The sequence below is a fragment of the Blastomonas sp. RAC04 genome, assembly GCF_001713435.1.
GTDB classification, from domain to species: domain Bacteria; phylum Pseudomonadota; class Alphaproteobacteria; order Sphingomonadales; family Sphingomonadaceae; genus Blastomonas; species Blastomonas fulva.
This window is the reverse complement of record NZ_CP016460.1, coordinates 3,826,250-3,842,783: the sequence shown is the minus strand read 5'-3', so window position 1 is coordinate 3,842,783 and position 16,534 is coordinate 3,826,250. Positions and strand designations below refer to the sequence as shown.

Genomic DNA, 16,534 nt, shown 5'->3' with positions numbered 1-16,534 from the left:
GATGTTTTGCTGAATTTGAAGGGTGATTTGATGGCTAACTGGGACGAAAGCGCCGATTTCGTGATTGTCGGAAGCGGCGGCGGATCGATGGTCGCGGCGCTGGCGGTGGCCGATGCAGGCAAGCGGCCGCTGATTCTGGAAAAGACCGACAAGATCGGCGGATCGACCGCGATGTCCGGTGGCGTGTTCTGGATTCCCAACCATCCGCTGCAGGCACGCGACGGTATTGCCGACAGCGACGAGAAGGGCCGCACCTATCTGGACGCGGCGGTCGGCGATCTTGGCCCTGCCACCTCGCGAGCGCGCAAGGACATGTTCCTAAAACAGGGACCCAGACTGTTCGATTACCTCGAAGCCAAGGGCATGCCGTTCGTGCGCTGCGATGGCTGGTCGGACTATCACGATGATCTGCCAGGCGGCATGGCGGAAGGTCGCTCGCTCGCCGTCGAGCCGTTCAACGTCAAGGAACTGCCCGGCGAATGGGCATCCAAGCTGCGCCGGGGCCTGTCGGCGCTTCCGGTGCGCGGGGTCGAAGGGCGTCAGCTGATGCTGCTCAAGCGCACCTTCAGCGGCAAGGTGGCTGCGCTCAAGCTGGGAATGCGGATCATCAAGGCGAAGATCCAGGGCCGCGAACTGGTCGGTGCCGGAACCGCGATCCAGGGCCGGATGCTGCAGATGGCGGTGCGGCAGAACATCGATATCCGCATCAATTCGGGCGTCAGCGAGCTGATCGAGGAAAATGGCCGGATTACCGGGGTCGTTACGCAGAAGAATGGCGAGCCCTGGCGGGTCGAGGCGCGCGAAGGCGTGCTCATCAACGCCGGCGGCTTTTCGCACAACGAGGCGATGCGCAAGCAATACGGTCCGCAGCCGTCATCGGTCGCGTGGACCAACGCCAACCCCGGCGACACCGGGGAAATGATCCAGGTGGCCAAGGCGCATGGCGCGGCGCTGGATTTCATGGATGGCGCGGTGTGGATCCTGACATCGACCCCGCCATCGGGCGAACGGTACATCCACGTGCTCGACATCCCCAAGCCGCACTGCATTCTGGTGAACCAGAAGGGCCAGCGTTATACCAATAAGGCGCAGAGCTATATGGCGAATGGCCAGGCGCTTTATGCCAATGGCGACGTGCCGGTCTGGGCGATCATCGAATCGCGCCACCGCGATCGCTATCCCTGGAGCTTCAACGCCGGCAAGACCCCGCAATCGTGGTTCGACAGCGGCTATATGAAAAGCTCGGAAACGATCGAGGGCCTCGCCGAGCAGATCAACGTGCCGCCCGCAAACCTCAAGGCTACGATCGAGCGGTTCAACGGCTTTGCCCGCAAGGGCATCGACGAGGATTTCGGGCGCGGGTCCAAGGCCTATGATCTGGTGTTTGCCGATCCGACGCACGGCCCCAACCCGGGCCTGGGCGCGTTCGAAAAGCCGCCCTATTTCGCCGTTGCGATCTATCCGGGCGATGTCGGCACCTTTGGCGGCATCCTGACCGACGAATTCGCGCGCGTGCTCAAGGAAGATGGGTCGGTCCTGCAGGGGCTGTATGCGACCGGTAATTCCACCGCCTCGGTGATGGGCAAGACCTATCCGGGAGCCGGAGCCAGCATCTCGCCCGCGTTCATCTTTGGCTGGGTCGCAGCCCGGCACGCGCTGGGCCAGGCGCCCAACTGACGCCAGCGACAAGGACGCCTGCAATGCAACCCGATCTCGAAGCTATGGTGCGCGAACTGTATGATCGCCAGAAGATCCGCGAGGTGGTTACCAATTACTGCCGCGGCGTGGACCGGATGGATCGCGACCTGCTGTTGTCCTGCTATCATCCCGATGCGGTGGACGATCACGGCTTCTTTGTCGGCGGGCCGGAAGCGTTCTGGGATTGGGTCAACCACTATCACAACAACGCGCAGGCCACCCACCAGCACATCATCACCAACCACAATTGCGACCTCGAGGGCGATGTCGCGCATGCAGAAACCTACTGGATGATGGCGGGCATGGACGCGAAGGACTTCACCCTCGCGATCGGCGGTGGCCGCTATGTCGACCGGATGGAAAAGCGCGACGGCCAGTGGCGCATCGCGGCGCGCAAGTGTGTCTCCGAATGGGGCGGCGTCCCGCAACCCTCAAAGGTGCCGCCGCAGTTCATGGCGATGCTGCGCGAAAGCGGCGTGGTCGCGCGCGACCGATCCGATTCGTCCTATGAACGCCCGCTGACGGTCGATCCGGCGCGGATCGGCATCAACCTCGATATCCTGCCGCCCGGCTACGCGCCCGATTGACGGCGGAGCGATGAACGAGATGCACGCCTATCGGCTGAGCGCGGCCGGTTCGCTCGACAATCTGGTCAAGCGACAGGAGCGTCAGCCGGACATCGGCCCTGATGATGTGCTGGTCCGCATCCGTGCGGTCTCGCTGAACGCGCGCGATCTGATGATATTGCACGGCCCGCAGCCTTATGGCCCGAAGCCTGATATCATTCCCGTTTCCGATGGTGCGGGCGAGGTCGTCGCCTGCGGGTCAGCCGTCAGCGACCTGAAACCCGGCACACGCATTGTGCTGCCGTTTCGTCCGGGCTGGATCGACGGGCCATTCAAGCCTGCCGATGCCGCCACGGATCTGGGCGGAGCCGTGGACGGCGTCTTGTGCGAGTATGTCGCCATCGCCGCGCGCGCCGTCGTGCCCATTCCCGATGACATGAGCTTTGAAGCTGCTGCCACCTTGCCGTGCGCAGGTGTCACTGCCTGGTCGGCGCTGACTCGCGGCAACCCGGTCAACGCGGGCAGCCATGTTCTGGTGCTGGGAACCGGCGGCGTCTCGATCTTCGCGCTGCAGATCGCCAAGTCGATGGGCTGCACCGTCATTGCCACGACGTCCAGCAATGCCAAGGCGCAGAGCCTGATCGCACTGCGCGCGGACCATGTGATCAATTACGTGACCACCCCCGATTGGAGCGCGGCGGTGCGCAACATCACCGGCGGTCACGGGGTTGACCGGGTTGTCGAAGTCGGCGGGGCAGGCAGCCTGCCGCACTCGATGAAAGCGCTTGCCCCGGAGGGCGAGATCGCTCTGATCGGCTTGCTGGATAATCCGATGGACACGATCAGCCCGCTGCCCCTGATGTCCAGCATGGGCGTTATCCGCGGAATTTCTGTTGGCTCGCGCGCCGATCTGGTCGCCTTGCTGGCAGATATGCATCAAAGCTTCGCACCCGTCATCGACCGCGTCCTCGATTTCGACGAAGCCCCGCAAGCTCTGGCGTATCTCGCGTCGCGCCAGCATGTCGGCAAGATCGTCATCCGCGTTTGACGCAGAGCTTGCAAAGTCAGCCGCGCACGAACGCTCCGGCGCGACGTTCGGATACCGCTTTGATCCCTTCGGCAAAGTCCTGCGTCTGCTTCAAGCCTGCCTGCAGCACCGCCTCCTTTGCGGTAGCGGCGCGGATCCGGTCGGCCAGCCCTGCACGCAGCGTTTCGCGCGTGGCCTCGACTGCCAGCGGCGCATTCTCCGCAATCAGCGCAGCAAAGGCGCGGGCGGATCGCGCAAGATCACCGGGTGCTGCCAGTTCATCGACCAGCCCCCAATCGAATGCGGTCACACCGCTGATCCGCTCGGCGGTCAGCAGCATCCGCGCAGCCTTCTGCCCGCCGACGATCTCGGGCAGGCGCACCGAAATTCCGAACCCTGCGTGAAAGCCGAGCTTGACGAAATTGGCGGAAAACCGCGCATCGTCGGTCGCAATCCTGAAATCGCCGACCAGCGCCAGCCCCAGGCCCGCGCCGATTGCCGCCCCCTGCACCGCAACGATCAGCGGCTTTCGATTCGAATAAAGCCGCACCGCCTGGGCATATAATTCCAGCGTCTGGGCGTTCTCATCGTCCTGCGCAAAATCGCCGCCTGCGGTGAAATCGGCACCAGCACAGAACACCTTGCCTTCCGATTGCAGCAGCACGACGCGGCAGGCATCATCCTTGTCCAGCGCATCCAGCGCATCTGCGATCGCCCTGAGAAGGGGGACAGAGACATGGTTGTACGGGGGGCAGGCAAATGTGACGACGCCGATATGCCCCTCGACCACCGACGCCAGGCGAAAGGCTTCTTGTGCAGCGGTCATTCGCGTGTCCCCAGCAGGTTGCGCGCGACCACCCAGTTGTGGATTTCGCTCGGCCCGTCATAGATGCGCATCGTGCGCAGCTTGTTCGACATCAGGTACAAGGGCAGCTCGCGGGTCATGCCCATTCCGCCGAACATCTGCATGGCATGATCGACGATCTCATAGGCCGATTCGGTGCAATAGGATTTGATCATCGAGATTTCCTGACGGGTATCGCGGCCCTCATCGATCTTCCAGGCGCAGTCATAGGTCATCAACCGCATCGCGTGGATGCGGGTTGCAGCGTCGGCCACCCAATTCTGTACCGTTTGCCGCGCGGCCAGCGGCTTGCCGAAGGTCACCCGCTGGGGGGCGTATTCGACCATCATGTCGAGCGCGCGCTGCGCCATGCCGATCGACCACGACGCCATCTCGATCCGCCGGGTGCCCAGCCGCACCTGCATCGGCGCAAAGCCCTGGCCGCGTGTTCCCAGCAGTTTCCATCCCGGCACACGGCACTCCTCGAGCGCGATCTCGTAGGTTGCGCTGCCATCGATCATCGGGATCTTGCGCAGAACATTGAAGCCGGGCGTGTCTCTGTCGACCAGAAACGCCGACATGCCGTTGCGGCCGTTGGGGTTCTTGTCGGTCACCGCCATCAGGATGGTGAAATCGGCTTCGGCGGCGCGCGTGATCCAGATCTTGCGGCCGTTGATCACCCAGTCATCACCATCTTGCACCGCGGTGGTGGTCATCCGCGAAGGGTCTGCGCCTGCGCCGGGCTCGGAAATCCCGATCGCCGATATGGTCTCGCCGCGCACATAGGGTTCCAGATAGGCTTCGCGCTGGCGCGCGTCGGCGGCGACCATCATCATCCGCAGATTGGGCGAGTCCGGTGGCAGCGTATAAGGTGTCGCGGTGCGGCCCAGTTCCTCGTTCACCCCGACCATGGCCACCATCGGCAGGTTCATGCCGCCAACCTCTTCGGGAGCATCCAGCCCCCACAGGCCCAGATCGCGCGATACCGCATCGACCTTGGCGAGCTCGTCCTTTGACAGGTAGCTGCCCTTGCCCGATGACTCGCGCGCCAGCACGTCAGCTTCCAACGGCATAAGCTGCGCCTTGACGAACTTGGCGACGAGGTCCTTCAACATCTGATGCTCATGGGCGAGCTCGAAATTCATGTGCGACGCTTTCCTGGCTTCTTTTAACGTGGTGCCGGCAGATCGCTCAGCGTCCGGTGTACCGGTTCCTGACATCATAGGTCAGAGCCCCGGTCACCAATGGATCGCAAATCCCCTCCCATGTCCAGCCGCCCGCCATGAACTGATTGCGGATAAGCTCGGGTTCCTGAACCAGCGCAACCTGCGCGCCGCAGATGAACACCTCGCGCCCATTGATATTCTCCGACAAGGGCGAGCAAAGCCAGGCTAGCACCGCTGCCACCGAAAACGCCTCGGTCTGCAGGTTATGGGGCAGCAGCCACTGGTTGGATAGCGGCGGAATACCCAGTGTTTGCGTCTGGTAGCCGATGGTTTCCATAACCTCCGGGATTGCCATGTTCGTCGCCTGCGACATCGGGCGTACCGCATTGCAGCGGACGCCGAATTCGCCCAGTTCGCGCGCGATCGAGCGCGTAAGCCCAACAACGCCCTCTTTCGATGCGCTGTAGTTGGCCATGCCGAGGTGGCCAAAACCCGAGGGCGAGCTGAGGTTGACGATCGCGCCACCCTGTCGCTTGATATACTCAGCCCCCGCGCGGATGGTCGCGAAATAGCCTTTCAGGTTCACCGCCATGACGGTGTCGAAATCTTCCTCGCTCATCTCCGTGATCCGCTTGGGACGGATGATCCCTGCATTGTTGATCAAGAAATCGAGGCGGCCAAAACTGTCCATCGCGCATTCGACGACAGCCCTTCCGCCAGCCATGGACGAGACGCTCGAGGTTTCGGCAACCGCTTTTCCTCCGGCGGCAACGATATCATCGACGACCTGCTGCGCCAGCGATGTATCGCCCCCGCCGCCCTGGGGGCCTCCACCAAGATCGTTGACGACAACGCTGGCGCCTTCGCGGGCCATCAGCAGCGCCGTGTCCCGGCCGATACCGCGCCCGGCACCTGTGATCACTACAACCTTGTCTGCAAAATGGCCCACGATCTGTCCTCTCCGGTTGACGCTTTTTGCAAGTGCCTTGCATTCAATCAGCGATATTCATATAAATCCGTTACACATTAAATCAACCGACTCGATGGGGACTCCCGATAATGACAAGCTTGAGTTCGATCGTCCGTAACGTCCTGACGATTGAGCCGTCCGCCCCAGCGTTGGAATATGAAAAGACGTGGCACAGCTGGGGCGAGCTGACGGCGATCATCGATGCCGTGGAGACGGTGCTGCAAGAGAACGGTATCGGTCCAGGCGCGCGCATCGGCGGCATATTGCGCAATACGCCGCAGATCGCAGCCGTGATCATCGGCACCATCATCAACGACCGGTGTGTCGTCACGTTGAACCCGGCGCTGCCCGATGCCAAGCTGGTCAACGACATCGCCACGCTGAAAACGCCGGTACTCATCGCGCAGAGCCTCGACTGGCAGCGGCCCGAAATCCGGGAAGCGGCGCGCAGGACCGGCGCGCTGTGCCTGGAAGTGACCGGCGATCTCGACACCCCCGTCAAGACGGTCTTCGAGATGACCGGATCGGATTTTGACACCGATGCCAAAGGCGTCGGAATCGAAATGCTGACCAGCGGGACAACCGGGGCACCCAAGCGCATTCCGCTGATGGCCGAGAACTTCTCGAAGATGGTGCTGGATGCAGCGGTTTATGAAAAGCGTGATATCGCAGCGGCGCCGAAGCTCTCTCGCTCGGTAACCATCGCCAACACCCCGTTCTCGCATATCGGCGGCATTTTCGGGCTGTTCGTCACGCTGTCTGCCGGGCGCAAGGCCTGCATGCTCGATCGCTTCCGCGTCGATGAGTTCGTCGATGCCATCCAGCGGCATCAGCCCAAGGTGGTCGGCGCGCCGCCGTCTGCGCTGCGGATGATCATCGATGCCAAGGTGCCCAGGGAGGCGCTGTCCAGCCTTGTGGTGTTCCGCACCGCGACAGCCCCGCTCGATCCCAGCCTGGCCGATCAGTTCTATGAAATATACGGCGTTCCGGTCCTGCAGAATTATGGGGCCACCGAATTTGCCGGCGGCGTTGCGGGATGGACCCTCCCGGACTTCAAGAAGTACGGCCCGGAACGTCGTGGCAGCGTCGGCAGGATGAACCCCGGCATCGAAGGCCGCGTCGTCCATCCGGAAACCGGCGAACCGCTTGCCTTCGGCGAGCAGGGACTGCTTGAGCTGCGCGCCAAGCATCTGGGCGATGGACAGGCCTGGGTCCGGACGACCGATCTCGCACGAATGGATGCCGAGCAGTTCCTGTGGATCCTCGGCCGCGCCGACAACGCCATCATTCGCGGCGGCTTCAAGATCATCCCCGACGATGTCGTCAAGGCCATCGAATCGCACCCCGATGTGCTCGAGGCATGCGTCGTGGCGCTGCCCGATGCCCGGCTGGGCCAGGTTCCGGCAGCAGGCTATCGGGTGCGCACCGGCCATACGCTGACCGAAGAGGATCTGCGTGCATATCTGCGCGAGAAGTTGACCGCCTATCAGGTTCCGACCAAGCTGCTTGCGGTGGACGAGTTCCCCCGCACGCCGTCGATGAAACCCAGCCAGCCCGAGCTCAAGAAGCTGCTCGAAGCGGTGTGACAGACGCCGTGCCCTCGGCCGACCGACGCGCGATGCAGTACCGACCGCTTCCCTTTCGGGCGCACGATACGCGGATCGAACACCGGGAGGACGGATGCTGGCTGTTCACGCCGGGCTATCCAGCCGTCGCACAATGGCCATCGATCCCGCACCTGGCCATCGACCGGGCAAGCCGCATCCCAGATGCACCCTTGATCGCGCGGCGTGCGCTGCTGGAGGATGGCAGCCGGGGCGCATGGCAGCGCCGCAATTATGCCGACATCATCGCCAGCGCGCGCAGCCTGGCGCAGGCGCTGCTGGACATGAACATCGCTTCAGACCGGTGCATCATGGTGCTGTCGGGCGCATCGGCCAACCATCTGGTGGTCAATCTGGCCGCGCAGATGGCCCGCATTCCCTACGCGCCGGTGTCGGTGAATTATGCGATGGCAGGTGGCGGCCATACCCGGCTGCGCCATTGCGCCGACGTTTGTCGCCGCAACTGGTTTATGCCGATGACTGGCAGCAGTTCCTTCCCGCCATGCGTGCGATCAGCGGCTCGGGCGACGTGATGTTCGTCACCGATGAAGCCGCTCCTTCAGGCGAAAGCACCGCCCTGCAAGAGCTGATGACCGGACCTGCAAGCGAGGCGGTCGAACGCTCGATCGCCGCGATCATGCCAGACACCCATGCCAAGACCATCTTCACCTCGGGTTCGACCGGCAAGCCCAAGGGGGTGATCCAGACCCAGCGGATGCTGACCGGCGTCGTGGCGCAGCATGATGCGATGTACCAGCATTCCGAACGGCCGCTGGGCACGCGGTCGTATCTGTCGTGGATGCCGTGGAGCCATGTCGGCGGCAACAACACGCTGATGGCCGATGTGCTGAACGATGGCGCGTGTCTCTATATCGATGACGGCCGCCCGGTGCCGGGACAGTTCGGCGAATCCATCCGCAACCTGCACGAGATTTCGCCCTCCGAGTTCACTTCCACCCCGTCCTTCTATTCCGAACTGGTGAACGCGATGGAGGCGGACCCGGGTCTGCGTGACAGGTTCTTCAGCCAGCTCAATCATCTGAGCTTTGGCGCTGCGGGCCTGTCCGAGGACGTGTTCCGGCGGCTGCAGGCCTTATCCGTCGCCGCGACCGGACAGGGCATCCCGATCATCGCCAAATACGGCACCAGCGAAACGCAGGGCACGTTCGCGACCCCGTGGCCGATCGAGCAGACCGGCCCGATCGGACTGCCGTTCGCGGGCAATGTGGTCAAGCTTGCACCTGTCGTCGACAGCTTCGAGATCCGGGTCAAAGGCCTCACCGTGACGCCGGGGTACGTCAACGATCCGCAGGCGACCGCCGATGCGTTTGACGATGAGGGCTTCTATCGCACCGGCGATGCCGCCCGGCTGATCGACGCAGAGCAACCCGAACTGGGCGTGGTGTTCGACGGCCGCCTGTCGGAAAACTTCAAGCTGCAATCGGGCACATGGGTGGACGTCGGCAACCTGCGGCTGGCGTTGATCGCGGCGCTCGACCCGCTGCTGATGGATGCGGTCATCCTCGGCGAAGGCGAGGCGGATGTGCGTGCGCTCGGCTGGCTTCGGGTCGCCGATGCTCGGGCGCTGGTCGGCGAGGCTCTGCCGCTGGACCTGCTGGTGGCGCACCCGCTGATCCACGCGCATTGCGCCGCCGCGCTCGCACGCTGCAATGCTGCAGCCGGCGGGCAGTCGCGCCAGATCGCGGCTCTGCGCCTGCTCGCCACGCCACCTGGAGGCGACGAGATTGCCGACAAGGGCTATATCAACCAGCGCGAGGTGATGCGGCAGAGGCCGGATGATGTCCGCGCGGCCTATCGGGGCGAGGGAATTCTGCCGCGCGCCTAGCGCGGGGCCATGCGGATCGCGCCATCGAGCCGGATCGACTGGCCGTTGAAATAGCTGTTGCGCGCCAATTCCATCACCAGGCTGCCGAACTCCTCGGGCTTGCCCAGCCGCTTGGGGAAGGGAACCGATGCGGCAAGGCTTTCGAGCACCTGCGGCCTGGCCCCCAGCATCAGCGGGGTGGCGAAGATGCCGGGCATGATGCAGTTAACGCGGATGCCAAGGTCCATCAGATCGCGCGCCATCGGCAGCACCAGACCGTTGACGCCGGACTTGGCCGATCCATAGGTCACCTGACCGATCTGGCCATCCTGCGCTGCCACCGATGCGGTCAGCGTGATCGCGCCGCGCTCGCCATCTTCCAGCGGTTCCAGCGTCGCCATGCCCTCTGCGGCCAGCGATGCCATGCGATAGCTGGCGATCAGGATGCCGTGGACGCCATAAGCATAATCCTCGGTCGAAAGGCGCTTGAGGCGGCCTGCCTCCTTGTCGAACGCCAGCGTCTTGCCCCGGCGCGATGCCATCGCGCAGTGCACCAGGATGCGTTCCTGACCATGCGCCGCGCGTGCCCTGGCATAGCCTGCGACCACGGAGTCCTCATCCATGATGTCTACCTTGCAGAACAGCCCGCCGATCGCCTTGGCCACTTCCTCGCCGCCTGCCTCGTTGAGATCGAAGATCGCGACCTTGACGCCGGCCGCTGCCAGCGCCTCCGCCGAGGCGCGCCCCAGACCCGAGGCTCCGCCGGTGACCACGGCTGCGGTGGTGTTGTCGATGATCATGGGATCAGTTCCTTTCAATCAATAGCTGCGGGGAAGGCCGAGGACATGCTCGGCAAGATAGCTCAGGATCAGGTTGGTGCTGATCGGGGCGACGGTGTAGAGCCGCGCCTCGCGGAACTTGCGCTCGACGTCGTATTCCTCGGCAAAGCCGAAGCCGCCATGGGTCTGCACGCACATATCGGCAGCGGCCCAGCTAGCTTCGGACGCCAGCATCTTGGCCATGTTGGCCTCCGCCCCCGGATTGCCGCCGGCATCGAACACCTGCGCTGCGTGGTGGACCATCAGCTCGGCCGCGCGCATCTGCGCATAGGCCCGGGCGATGGGGAACTGCACGCCCTGGTTCTGGCCGATCGCACGCCCGAAAACGTTGCGCTCATTGGCATAAGCGGTCGCCTTCTGGATGAACCACTTGGCATCGCCGATGCACTCTGCGGCGATCAGGATGCGCTCTGCGTTCATGCCCGACAGGATGTAGCGAAAGCCCTTGCCCTCTTCCCCGACCAGCGCCGAGGCCGGGATGCGCATGTCGTCGAAGAACACTTCGGTGGTCGAGTGGTTCATCATCGTGCGGATCGGCTTGATCGTCATGCCATTCCCCACGACCATGCGCATATCGACGAGGAAGATCGACAGGCCTTCGGTCTTGCTCGCCACGTGGTCGCGCGGGGTGGTGCGGGCTAGCAGCAGCATCAGGTCCGAATACTCAGCACGGCTGGTCCAGATCTTCTGGCCATTGATGACGTAATCCTCGCCATCGCGCACCGCCACGGTGCGCAGGCTGAGGGTATCGGTGCCGCTGGTGGGTTCGGAGACGCCAAACGCCTGCAACCGCAATTCACCGCTGGCGATACCCGGGAGATAGGCGCGCTTCTGCTCCTCGCTGCCATATTTGAGCAGCGTGTTCATGATGTACATCTGCGCGTGCGCCGATGCGCCGTTGCAACCGGCGGCCTGGATTTCCTCCATGATCACCGCGGCTGCATCGAGGTTGAGGCCCGATCCGCCATAGGCTTCGGGGATCAGCGCCGCCAGGAAGCCCGACTTGGTGAGAGCATCTACGAATTCGCCCGGATAGGCGCGCGCGGCATCTTTCGCCCGCCAGTATTCCCCCGGGTAATCCGCGCACAAGGCCTGAACGGCGCGGCGGATCTCGGCAACATCTTCGCTTTCTGTCATATCAGTCTTTCCTTGTGGCGCTGGCCGCCATCACCTGCCGCCCATCGGCGGCAAAGGCTGCGAGTTCGAATGTCGTGTCGGTGCCGCGCATCACCAGGTGCAGCGCCTCGCCGCAGATCGCAGGCGAAAGCCCGCGAAAGGCAAAGCTGGCAATCGCATTGTCACCCAGCTGCCGCCGCGCCAGATCGAGCAACAGGCTGGCAGTCAGCGGCCCGTGGACCACCAGCCCGCGATAGCGCTCAACGCTCTGCGCATATGGCAGGTCATAATGGATGCGGTGGCTGTTGAAGGTCAGCGCGGAAAACCGGAACAGCAGGGGTTCAGAGGGCGTGATGACGCGGTGAACGTCCCAGCCTGCCGGATCGAACATTGCCTCGCCAGCCGGCGGGGGCGAAAGCGGCGCATCGGCTGCAGCGGCATCGCGATAGACAATGCTCTGCGTCTCGCGCACCGCCAGACCGTTCTCGCCGCACGTCTCATGGCCGATTTCGACGAACACCAGCTGCCCGGAAGCGCCGCTCTTCTCCACAACAGACAACACGCGCGATGTGCGGGTGACCGCCTCGCCTGCGCGCAGGGGGGTCAAAAACTCCAGCTTGCTCGATGCCCACATGCGCCGGGGCAGCGGTACAGGGGGCAGGAAGCTCTGCACGCTGTCATCGCGCAGCGGATGGCCATCCGGCCCCAACCGGGCAGTCGGCGCATCGGGCAGGCACAGGCACCAATGATACCCTTGCGGAACCGCACCATCGGCGAGCGGATCGCGATTCAGCGTTGCCAACCAGCGCCCCAGCCCACCTGGATCGATCCGATCGCTGCGGGATTCCTCGCGCCCGATCCATGCATTCCAGTCCACCATCAGTTGCGCCCCCCGGCCAGTCCCTTTGCGATCACCTGCGCCTGAATTTCCGCCGCGCCTTCAAAGATGTTAAGGATGCGCGCGTCGCACAGCACCCGGCTGATTTCATATTCCAGCGCATAGCCATTACCGCCGTGGATCTGCAGCGCTGCGTCGGCATTGCTCCACGCCGCACGCGCCGCCAGCAGCTTGGCCATTCCCGCCTCGATATCGCAGCGTTTGCTCGAATCCTTGGCGCGGGCCGCCGCGTAGGTCAGCTCGCGCGCCAGCAACAGGTCACTCAGGCTCATGGCAATCTTGTCAGCCACGCGTGGGAAATGCACGATCGCTTTGCCGAACTGCTTGCGGCCGATGGCGTAGTCCACGCCAAGCTCGAGCGCACGCCTCGCCACGCCCACGGCGCGTGCTGCGGTCTGGATGCGAGCGCCTTCAAAGGTCCGCATCAGTTGCTTGAAGCCCTGGCCCTGCTCGCCCCCCAGCAACGCCTCGACTGGCGCTGCCATCCCGTCGAACTGCAGCGCATATTCGCGCATGCCGCGATATCCCAGCACCTCGATCTCGCTGCCGCTCATCCCCTGGTCGGGGAAGGGATCGCCATCGGTGCCGCGAGTCTTGGGCACCAGCAGCATCGACAGGCCGGCATAGCCTTTGACGTCGGGCAAGGTCCGCACCAGCATGGTCATCAGGTCGGACCGGCTGGCGTGGGTGATCCAGGTCTTGGCACCGCTGATTACCCAGCCGTCCGGCCCAAGCTGCGCCCTGGATTGCAGCGAACCCAGATCGGAGCCGGTATCCGGCTCGGTGAAAACCGCCGTGGGCAATATTGCGCCGCTGGCAATCCTGGGCAGCCAGTGGGCCTTTTGCTCTGGCGTACCACCCAGCACGATCAATTCGCCCGCGATCTCCGACCGCGTGCCAAGCGAGCCTGCGCCGATCCAGCCGCGCGACAGCTCTTCGGTGACCACGCACATCACCAGCTTCGACTGGCCCAGCCCGCCGAACTCCTCGGGGATGCACACGCCGAACGTCCCCAGCCCGGCCATCGCGGCAATGGTGGCATCGGGGATCAAGGCATTGGCGAGATGCCATCCATGCGCGTGCGGGAGGATCTCCGCCTGGGTAAACCGCCGGAACTGGTCGCGCACCGTGTCCAGATCCGTATCGTGCAGCGTTTCGCTGACGCCCTGCCCTGCTGCCACCGCCTGCGCCACCGCCATCCGGGTTGCGGCGTGGTCTGCCTCCAGCAACCAGGCGCATTCTGTAATCAGGGTCCGGGCGGCATCACCGAGCCCAAGGTCGCCAGAACGAAACAGCTCGTTCTGAACCATCGGCAGACCGCCTGTGAGTTGACCCAGCGTCTCGGCAAAGGCCAGCGTCGCCACCTGCCGGTCCAGCGCGGAGCCGCCATCATTGCTTTCCAGCCATTCGGCCACCGCCTCCAGCGCCGCCACGCTGGTCGCCACCCAGGCAAAGCCATGCGCGGCACGCTGCTCTTCATCCATCGACCGGCGCTGCAACCGTTCGGTCAACGCCGACTTTGCGGCATCGCGATAGCTGGAGGCAGCAGCTAGGGCTGCGGCAAAGGTCATGCTCGCTCGAACACGGCAGCGATCCCCTGCCCTCCGCCGATGCACATCGTCTCGAGCCCGTAACGCACATCGCGGCGGTGCATCTCGCGGGTGAGGTCGGCGAGGATGCGACCGCCGGTCGCCCCGATGGGATGGCCCAGCGAGATCCCCGATCCGTTGACGTTGAGCATGTCATGACGGCTGTCGTCCTCGGCCCAGCCCCAGGCCTTGAGGCAGGCGAGCACCTGCGGCGCGAACGCCTCGTTGAGCTCGATCAGGCCGATGTCGCTCCACGACAGGCCATTGCGCCCCAGCAAACGCTCGGTGGCCGGGACAGGGCCAATGCCCATCCGCGAGGGATCACAGCCCGCCGCTGCCCAGCTGTGCAGATAGGCGATGGGTTCGAGCCCCAGCTCCTCCAGCCGGTCCTCCGCCACCACCAGACAGGCCGCTGCCGCATCGTTCTGCTGGCTGGCGTTGCCCGCCGTGACCACACCGCCTTCGAGCGGGCGCAGGGCCGCCAGCGTTTCCGCGCTGGCATCGGCGCGATAGCCTTCGTCGTGATCGAAGATCAGCGGATCGCCCTTGCGCTGCGGGATCGCGACCGGCACCAGCTCGTCGGCAAACAGGCCCTTGCTCCAGGCCGCAGCCGCGCGCTGGTGCGAGCGGGCCGCATACGCATCGCACGCCTCGCGGCTGATGCCATAATCCTTCGCCAGGTTTTCTGCGGTCTCGATCATCCCGGTGATCACGCCGAATCGTTCTACAGGCTGCGACATCACCCGCCCGCGGGTCAGCCGGTCATGCAGCGTCAGATTGCCCATCCGCACCCCCTGGCGCAGATCGGTGGTGTAATGCTCGACATTCGACATGCTCTCGACGCCCCCTGCGACCACCACATCGCTGACGCCGGTCTGCACCATCATCGCGGCATTGACGATGGCCTGCAGCCCGGACCCGCAGCGCCGATCGACCTGATAGCCCGGCACCTCCAGCGGCAGCCCCGCTGCCAGCCATGACCAATGGCCGATACACGGCGCCTCGCCATTGCCATAGCCTTGCGCGAACACGACATCATCGACCCGCGCCGGATCGATCCCGGTCCGCTCGATCAGCGCGTTCAGGACTATGCCGCCCAGTTCGCCAGCGGTGAGCGACGACAGCGCCCCGCCAAACTTGCCGACAGCGGTGCGAATGGGAGCGACGATGGCAGCACGGCGAAGGGTCATGGGGCGGTTCCTACAATTTTCGAGTCGATCAAACGGGCAATTTCGCCGGAAGACAGGCCAAGCCGTTGGCTGAGCACCTGCTCGCTGTCAGCACCATTGCGCGGGGCGGCTTGCGGGGGCGTCCGCTCCAGCTGTGGTATAGTGCCAAAGGCGCCTGCAGCCGGATAGGCAAAGCCCGAGGGGTTAGCGTCGAACGGGCTGAACATCGGGTTGTCACCCACAAGGCGAGGGTCGTGCGCGGCATCGAGCATCGTGCGGTACGCCGAATGCACGATGCCCCCCGCATCCAGCGCCTCGCCCAGCGCGGCGTGATCTTGCGCGCCGATCGCCGCCTCGAACAGCGGGTACAAGGCATCGCGATGATCGAACCGCAGCCCGTCATCGCGCGCGAAGCTGACGCCGCGCGCTGCCTCGATCGCGGTCACTGCTTCATTCAGATCCAGCGCGGTCAGCAGGTTCGCCCATTGCCGCGGCGTGACCACCACGATCATCGTGCGCATACCATCGCGCGTCACGAAATCCCGCCCGAACAGGCCATATACCGCATTGCCCAGACGCGGGCGATTGGCACTGTTGTGCAGCACTTCGGCAATGCCGCCCATATTGGCGACCGTGCCGATGGCGACATCGGACAACGGCACGCGCACCTCGCTCCCCTCGCCCGTCTGCTCGCGCCGCCGGATCGCCGCCAGCATCGCAAACGCGGCATAGGCCCCGCTCAGCAGATCCCAGGCGGGAAGCACATGGTTGACCGGCTCGGGCCCCGGCCCGGTCATCATCGGATAGCCGACCGCGTTGTTGATGGTGTAGTCGAGCGCCGGCGCGCCATCGGCCCAGCCCATGATCCGCGCCGTCACCAGATCGGCCCGTCCTTGCGCGAGGGTGGCGTGCGACAGAAAGCTCTCCGCCGGGAAATTGGTGATCAACTGGCCCGTGGCGCGGATCAGGGCCTGCAACAGTTCCCGCCCCTCGGGCCGCGACAGGTCCAGCGCCACCGATTTCTTGCCGCGATTGAGGTTCTCCCAATAGAGCGAGTCATTGGCCTCTGTGACCGGCCAGCGGCGAAAGTCCGGTCCGCCGCCGATCTGGTCAACCCGGATCACATCTGCGCCAAATTGCGCACAATAGAGCCCTGCCGTCGGCGACGCCACGAAGGATGACGCCTCGATGATCGATAGCCCTTCGAGCAGGTTATACATCGA

The 16,534-nt window shown here is 64.3% G+C and carries 15 protein-coding genes; 6 read left to right on the top strand and 9 right to left on the bottom strand.

Features of this window, described 5'->3' with window-relative positions; translation table 11 throughout:
- Window positions 1–30: 30 nt before the first annotated feature.
- From BSY18_RS18815 to BSY18_RS18805, 3 genes are read left to right on the top strand one after another with little or no spacing between them, the layout of a single operon-like run.
- On the top strand, window positions 31–1,677 hold the full coding sequence (locus tag BSY18_RS18815) for an FAD-binding protein (RefSeq protein ID WP_069051523.1): 1,647 nt from the start codon (window positions 31–33) through the stop codon (window positions 1,675–1,677).
- A 23-nt stretch (window positions 1,678–1,700) separates the two neighbouring features.
- On the top strand, window positions 1,701–2,285 hold the full coding sequence (locus tag BSY18_RS18810; RefSeq protein ID WP_054133558.1) for a nuclear transport factor 2 family protein: 585 nt from the start codon (window positions 1,701–1,703) through the stop codon (window positions 2,283–2,285).
- A gap of 10 nt (window positions 2,286–2,295) precedes the next feature.
- A complete protein-coding gene (locus tag BSY18_RS18805) occupies window positions 2,296–3,312 on the top strand; it encodes a zinc-dependent alcohol dehydrogenase family protein (RefSeq protein WP_216094711.1) in 1,017 nt (338 codons plus the stop codon).
- 16 nt (window positions 3,313–3,328) lie between these two features.
- Here the strand turns inward: BSY18_RS18805 and BSY18_RS18800 are convergent, their stop codons facing one another.
- The 3 genes from BSY18_RS18800 to BSY18_RS18790 are packed head-to-tail and all read right to left on the bottom strand — an operon-like array spanning window position 3,329 to window position 6,250.
- Window positions 3,329–4,117 carry an enoyl-CoA hydratase/isomerase family protein gene (locus tag BSY18_RS18800; RefSeq protein WP_069051522.1) on the bottom strand — a complete coding sequence of 263 codons (789 nt, stop codon included), beginning with the start codon at window positions 4,115–4,117 and terminating at the stop codon, window positions 3,329–3,331.
- Complete coding sequence (locus BSY18_RS18795) at window positions 4,114–5,280, bottom strand: acyl-CoA dehydrogenase family protein (RefSeq protein WP_069051521.1); 1,167 nt, start codon at window positions 5,278–5,280, stop codon at window positions 4,114–4,116. The genes BSY18_RS18800 and BSY18_RS18795 overlap by 4 nt, the downstream gene beginning before the upstream one ends.
- Before the next feature lie 46 nt (window positions 5,281–5,326).
- Entirely contained in the window at window positions 5,327–6,250 is a 924-nt protein-coding gene (locus BSY18_RS18790) for an SDR family NAD(P)-dependent oxidoreductase (protein ID WP_054133561.1), read from the bottom strand.
- A gap of 110 nt (window positions 6,251–6,360) precedes the next feature.
- On the opposite strand from BSY18_RS18790, the gene BSY18_RS18785 reads away from it, so the two are divergent.
- Genes BSY18_RS18785 through BSY18_RS18780 form a run of 3 tightly spaced genes read left to right on the top strand, consistent with a single transcriptional unit; the run spans window position 6,361 to window position 9,721 of the window.
- Window positions 6,361–7,857, top strand: a complete 1,497-nt coding sequence (locus BSY18_RS18785) for a class I adenylate-forming enzyme family protein (RefSeq protein ID WP_069051520.1) — start codon at window positions 6,361–6,363, stop codon at window positions 7,855–7,857.
- Window positions 7,854–8,408, top strand: a complete 555-nt coding sequence (locus BSY18_RS21100; protein ID WP_150126336.1) for an AMP-binding protein — start codon at window positions 7,854–7,856, stop codon at window positions 8,406–8,408. Before BSY18_RS18785 ends, BSY18_RS21100 begins: the two co-directional genes overlap by 4 nt.
- Window positions 8,327–9,721: an AMP-binding protein gene (locus tag BSY18_RS18780; RefSeq protein ID WP_171900280.1), complete on the top strand. Its 1,395-nt coding sequence runs from the start codon at window positions 8,327–8,329 to the stop codon at window positions 9,719–9,721. Before BSY18_RS21100 ends, BSY18_RS18780 begins: the two co-directional genes overlap by 82 nt.
- Here BSY18_RS18780 and BSY18_RS18775 read toward each other — a convergent pair.
- Genes BSY18_RS18775 through BSY18_RS18750 form a run of 6 tightly spaced genes read right to left on the bottom strand, consistent with a single transcriptional unit; the run spans window position 9,718 to window position 16,531 of the window.
- Complete coding sequence (locus BSY18_RS18775) at window positions 9,718–10,500, bottom strand: SDR family oxidoreductase (RefSeq protein ID WP_069051519.1); 783 nt, start codon at window positions 10,498–10,500, stop codon at window positions 9,718–9,720. The genes BSY18_RS18780 and BSY18_RS18775 overlap by 4 nt on opposite strands.
- A gap of 18 nt (window positions 10,501–10,518) precedes the next feature.
- Window positions 10,519–11,676: an acyl-CoA dehydrogenase family protein gene (locus BSY18_RS18770; RefSeq protein ID WP_069051518.1), complete on the bottom strand. Its 1,158-nt coding sequence runs from the start codon at window positions 11,674–11,676 to the stop codon at window positions 10,519–10,521.
- Window position 11,677: 1 nt separating this feature from the next.
- On the bottom strand, window positions 11,678–12,535 hold the full coding sequence (locus BSY18_RS18765; RefSeq protein ID WP_069051517.1) for an FAS1-like dehydratase domain-containing protein: 858 nt from the start codon (window positions 12,533–12,535) through the stop codon (window positions 11,678–11,680).
- Window positions 12,535–14,124, bottom strand: coding sequence for an acyl-CoA dehydrogenase family protein (locus BSY18_RS18760; protein ID WP_069051516.1), 1,590 nt, complete (start codon window positions 14,122–14,124; stop codon window positions 12,535–12,537). The genes BSY18_RS18765 and BSY18_RS18760 overlap by 1 nt, the downstream gene beginning before the upstream one ends.
- On the bottom strand, window positions 14,121–15,332 hold the full coding sequence (locus tag BSY18_RS18755; protein WP_069051515.1) for an acetyl-CoA C-acetyltransferase: 1,212 nt from the start codon (window positions 15,330–15,332) through the stop codon (window positions 14,121–14,123). The genes BSY18_RS18760 and BSY18_RS18755 overlap by 4 nt, the downstream gene beginning before the upstream one ends.
- A complete protein-coding gene (locus tag BSY18_RS18750) occupies window positions 15,329–16,531 on the bottom strand; it encodes a CoA transferase (RefSeq protein ID WP_069051514.1) in 1,203 nt (400 codons plus the stop codon). Before BSY18_RS18750 ends, BSY18_RS18755 begins: the two co-directional genes overlap by 4 nt.
- Window positions 16,532–16,534: the final 3 nt, after the last annotated feature.

What these genes read in the sequence shown, in the direction of transcription:
- BSY18_RS18775 (WP_069051519.1), bottom strand. Translation starts at nt 10,500, where the DNA reads ATGATCATCGACAACACCACCGCAGCCGTGGTCACCGGCGGAGCCTCG.
- BSY18_RS18760 (WP_069051516.1), bottom strand. Translation starts at nt 14,124, where the DNA reads ATGACCTTTGCCGCAGCCCTAGCTGCTGCCTCCAGCTATCGCGATGCC.
- BSY18_RS18800 (WP_069051522.1), bottom strand. Translation starts at nt 4,117, where the DNA reads ATGACCGCTGCACAAGAAGCCTTTCGCCTGGCGTCGGTGGTCGAGGGG.
- BSY18_RS18755 (WP_069051515.1), bottom strand. Translation starts at nt 15,332, where the DNA reads ATGACCCTTCGCCGTGCTGCCATCGTCGCTCCCATTCGCACCGCTGTC.
- BSY18_RS18765 (WP_069051517.1), bottom strand. Translation starts at nt 12,535, where the DNA reads ATGGTGGACTGGAATGCATGGATCGGGCGCGAGGAATCCCGCAGCGAT.
- BSY18_RS18750 (WP_069051514.1), bottom strand. Translation starts at nt 16,531, where the DNA reads ATGTATAACCTGCTCGAAGGGCTATCGATCATCGAGGCGTCATCCTTC.
- BSY18_RS18805 (WP_216094711.1), top strand. Translation starts at nt 2,296, where the DNA reads ATGAACGAGATGCACGCCTATCGGCTGAGCGCGGCCGGTTCGCTCGAC.
- BSY18_RS18810 (WP_054133558.1), top strand. Translation starts at nt 1,701, where the DNA reads ATGCAACCCGATCTCGAAGCTATGGTGCGCGAACTGTATGATCGCCAG.
- BSY18_RS18785 (WP_069051520.1), top strand. Translation starts at nt 6,361, where the DNA reads ATGACAAGCTTGAGTTCGATCGTCCGTAACGTCCTGACGATTGAGCCG.
- BSY18_RS18815 (WP_069051523.1), top strand. Translation starts at nt 31, where the DNA reads ATGGCTAACTGGGACGAAAGCGCCGATTTCGTGATTGTCGGAAGCGGC.
- BSY18_RS18795 (WP_069051521.1), bottom strand. Translation starts at nt 5,280, where the DNA reads ATGAATTTCGAGCTCGCCCATGAGCATCAGATGTTGAAGGACCTCGTC.
- BSY18_RS18770 (WP_069051518.1), bottom strand. Translation starts at nt 11,676, where the DNA reads ATGACAGAAAGCGAAGATGTTGCCGAGATCCGCCGCGCCGTTCAGGCC.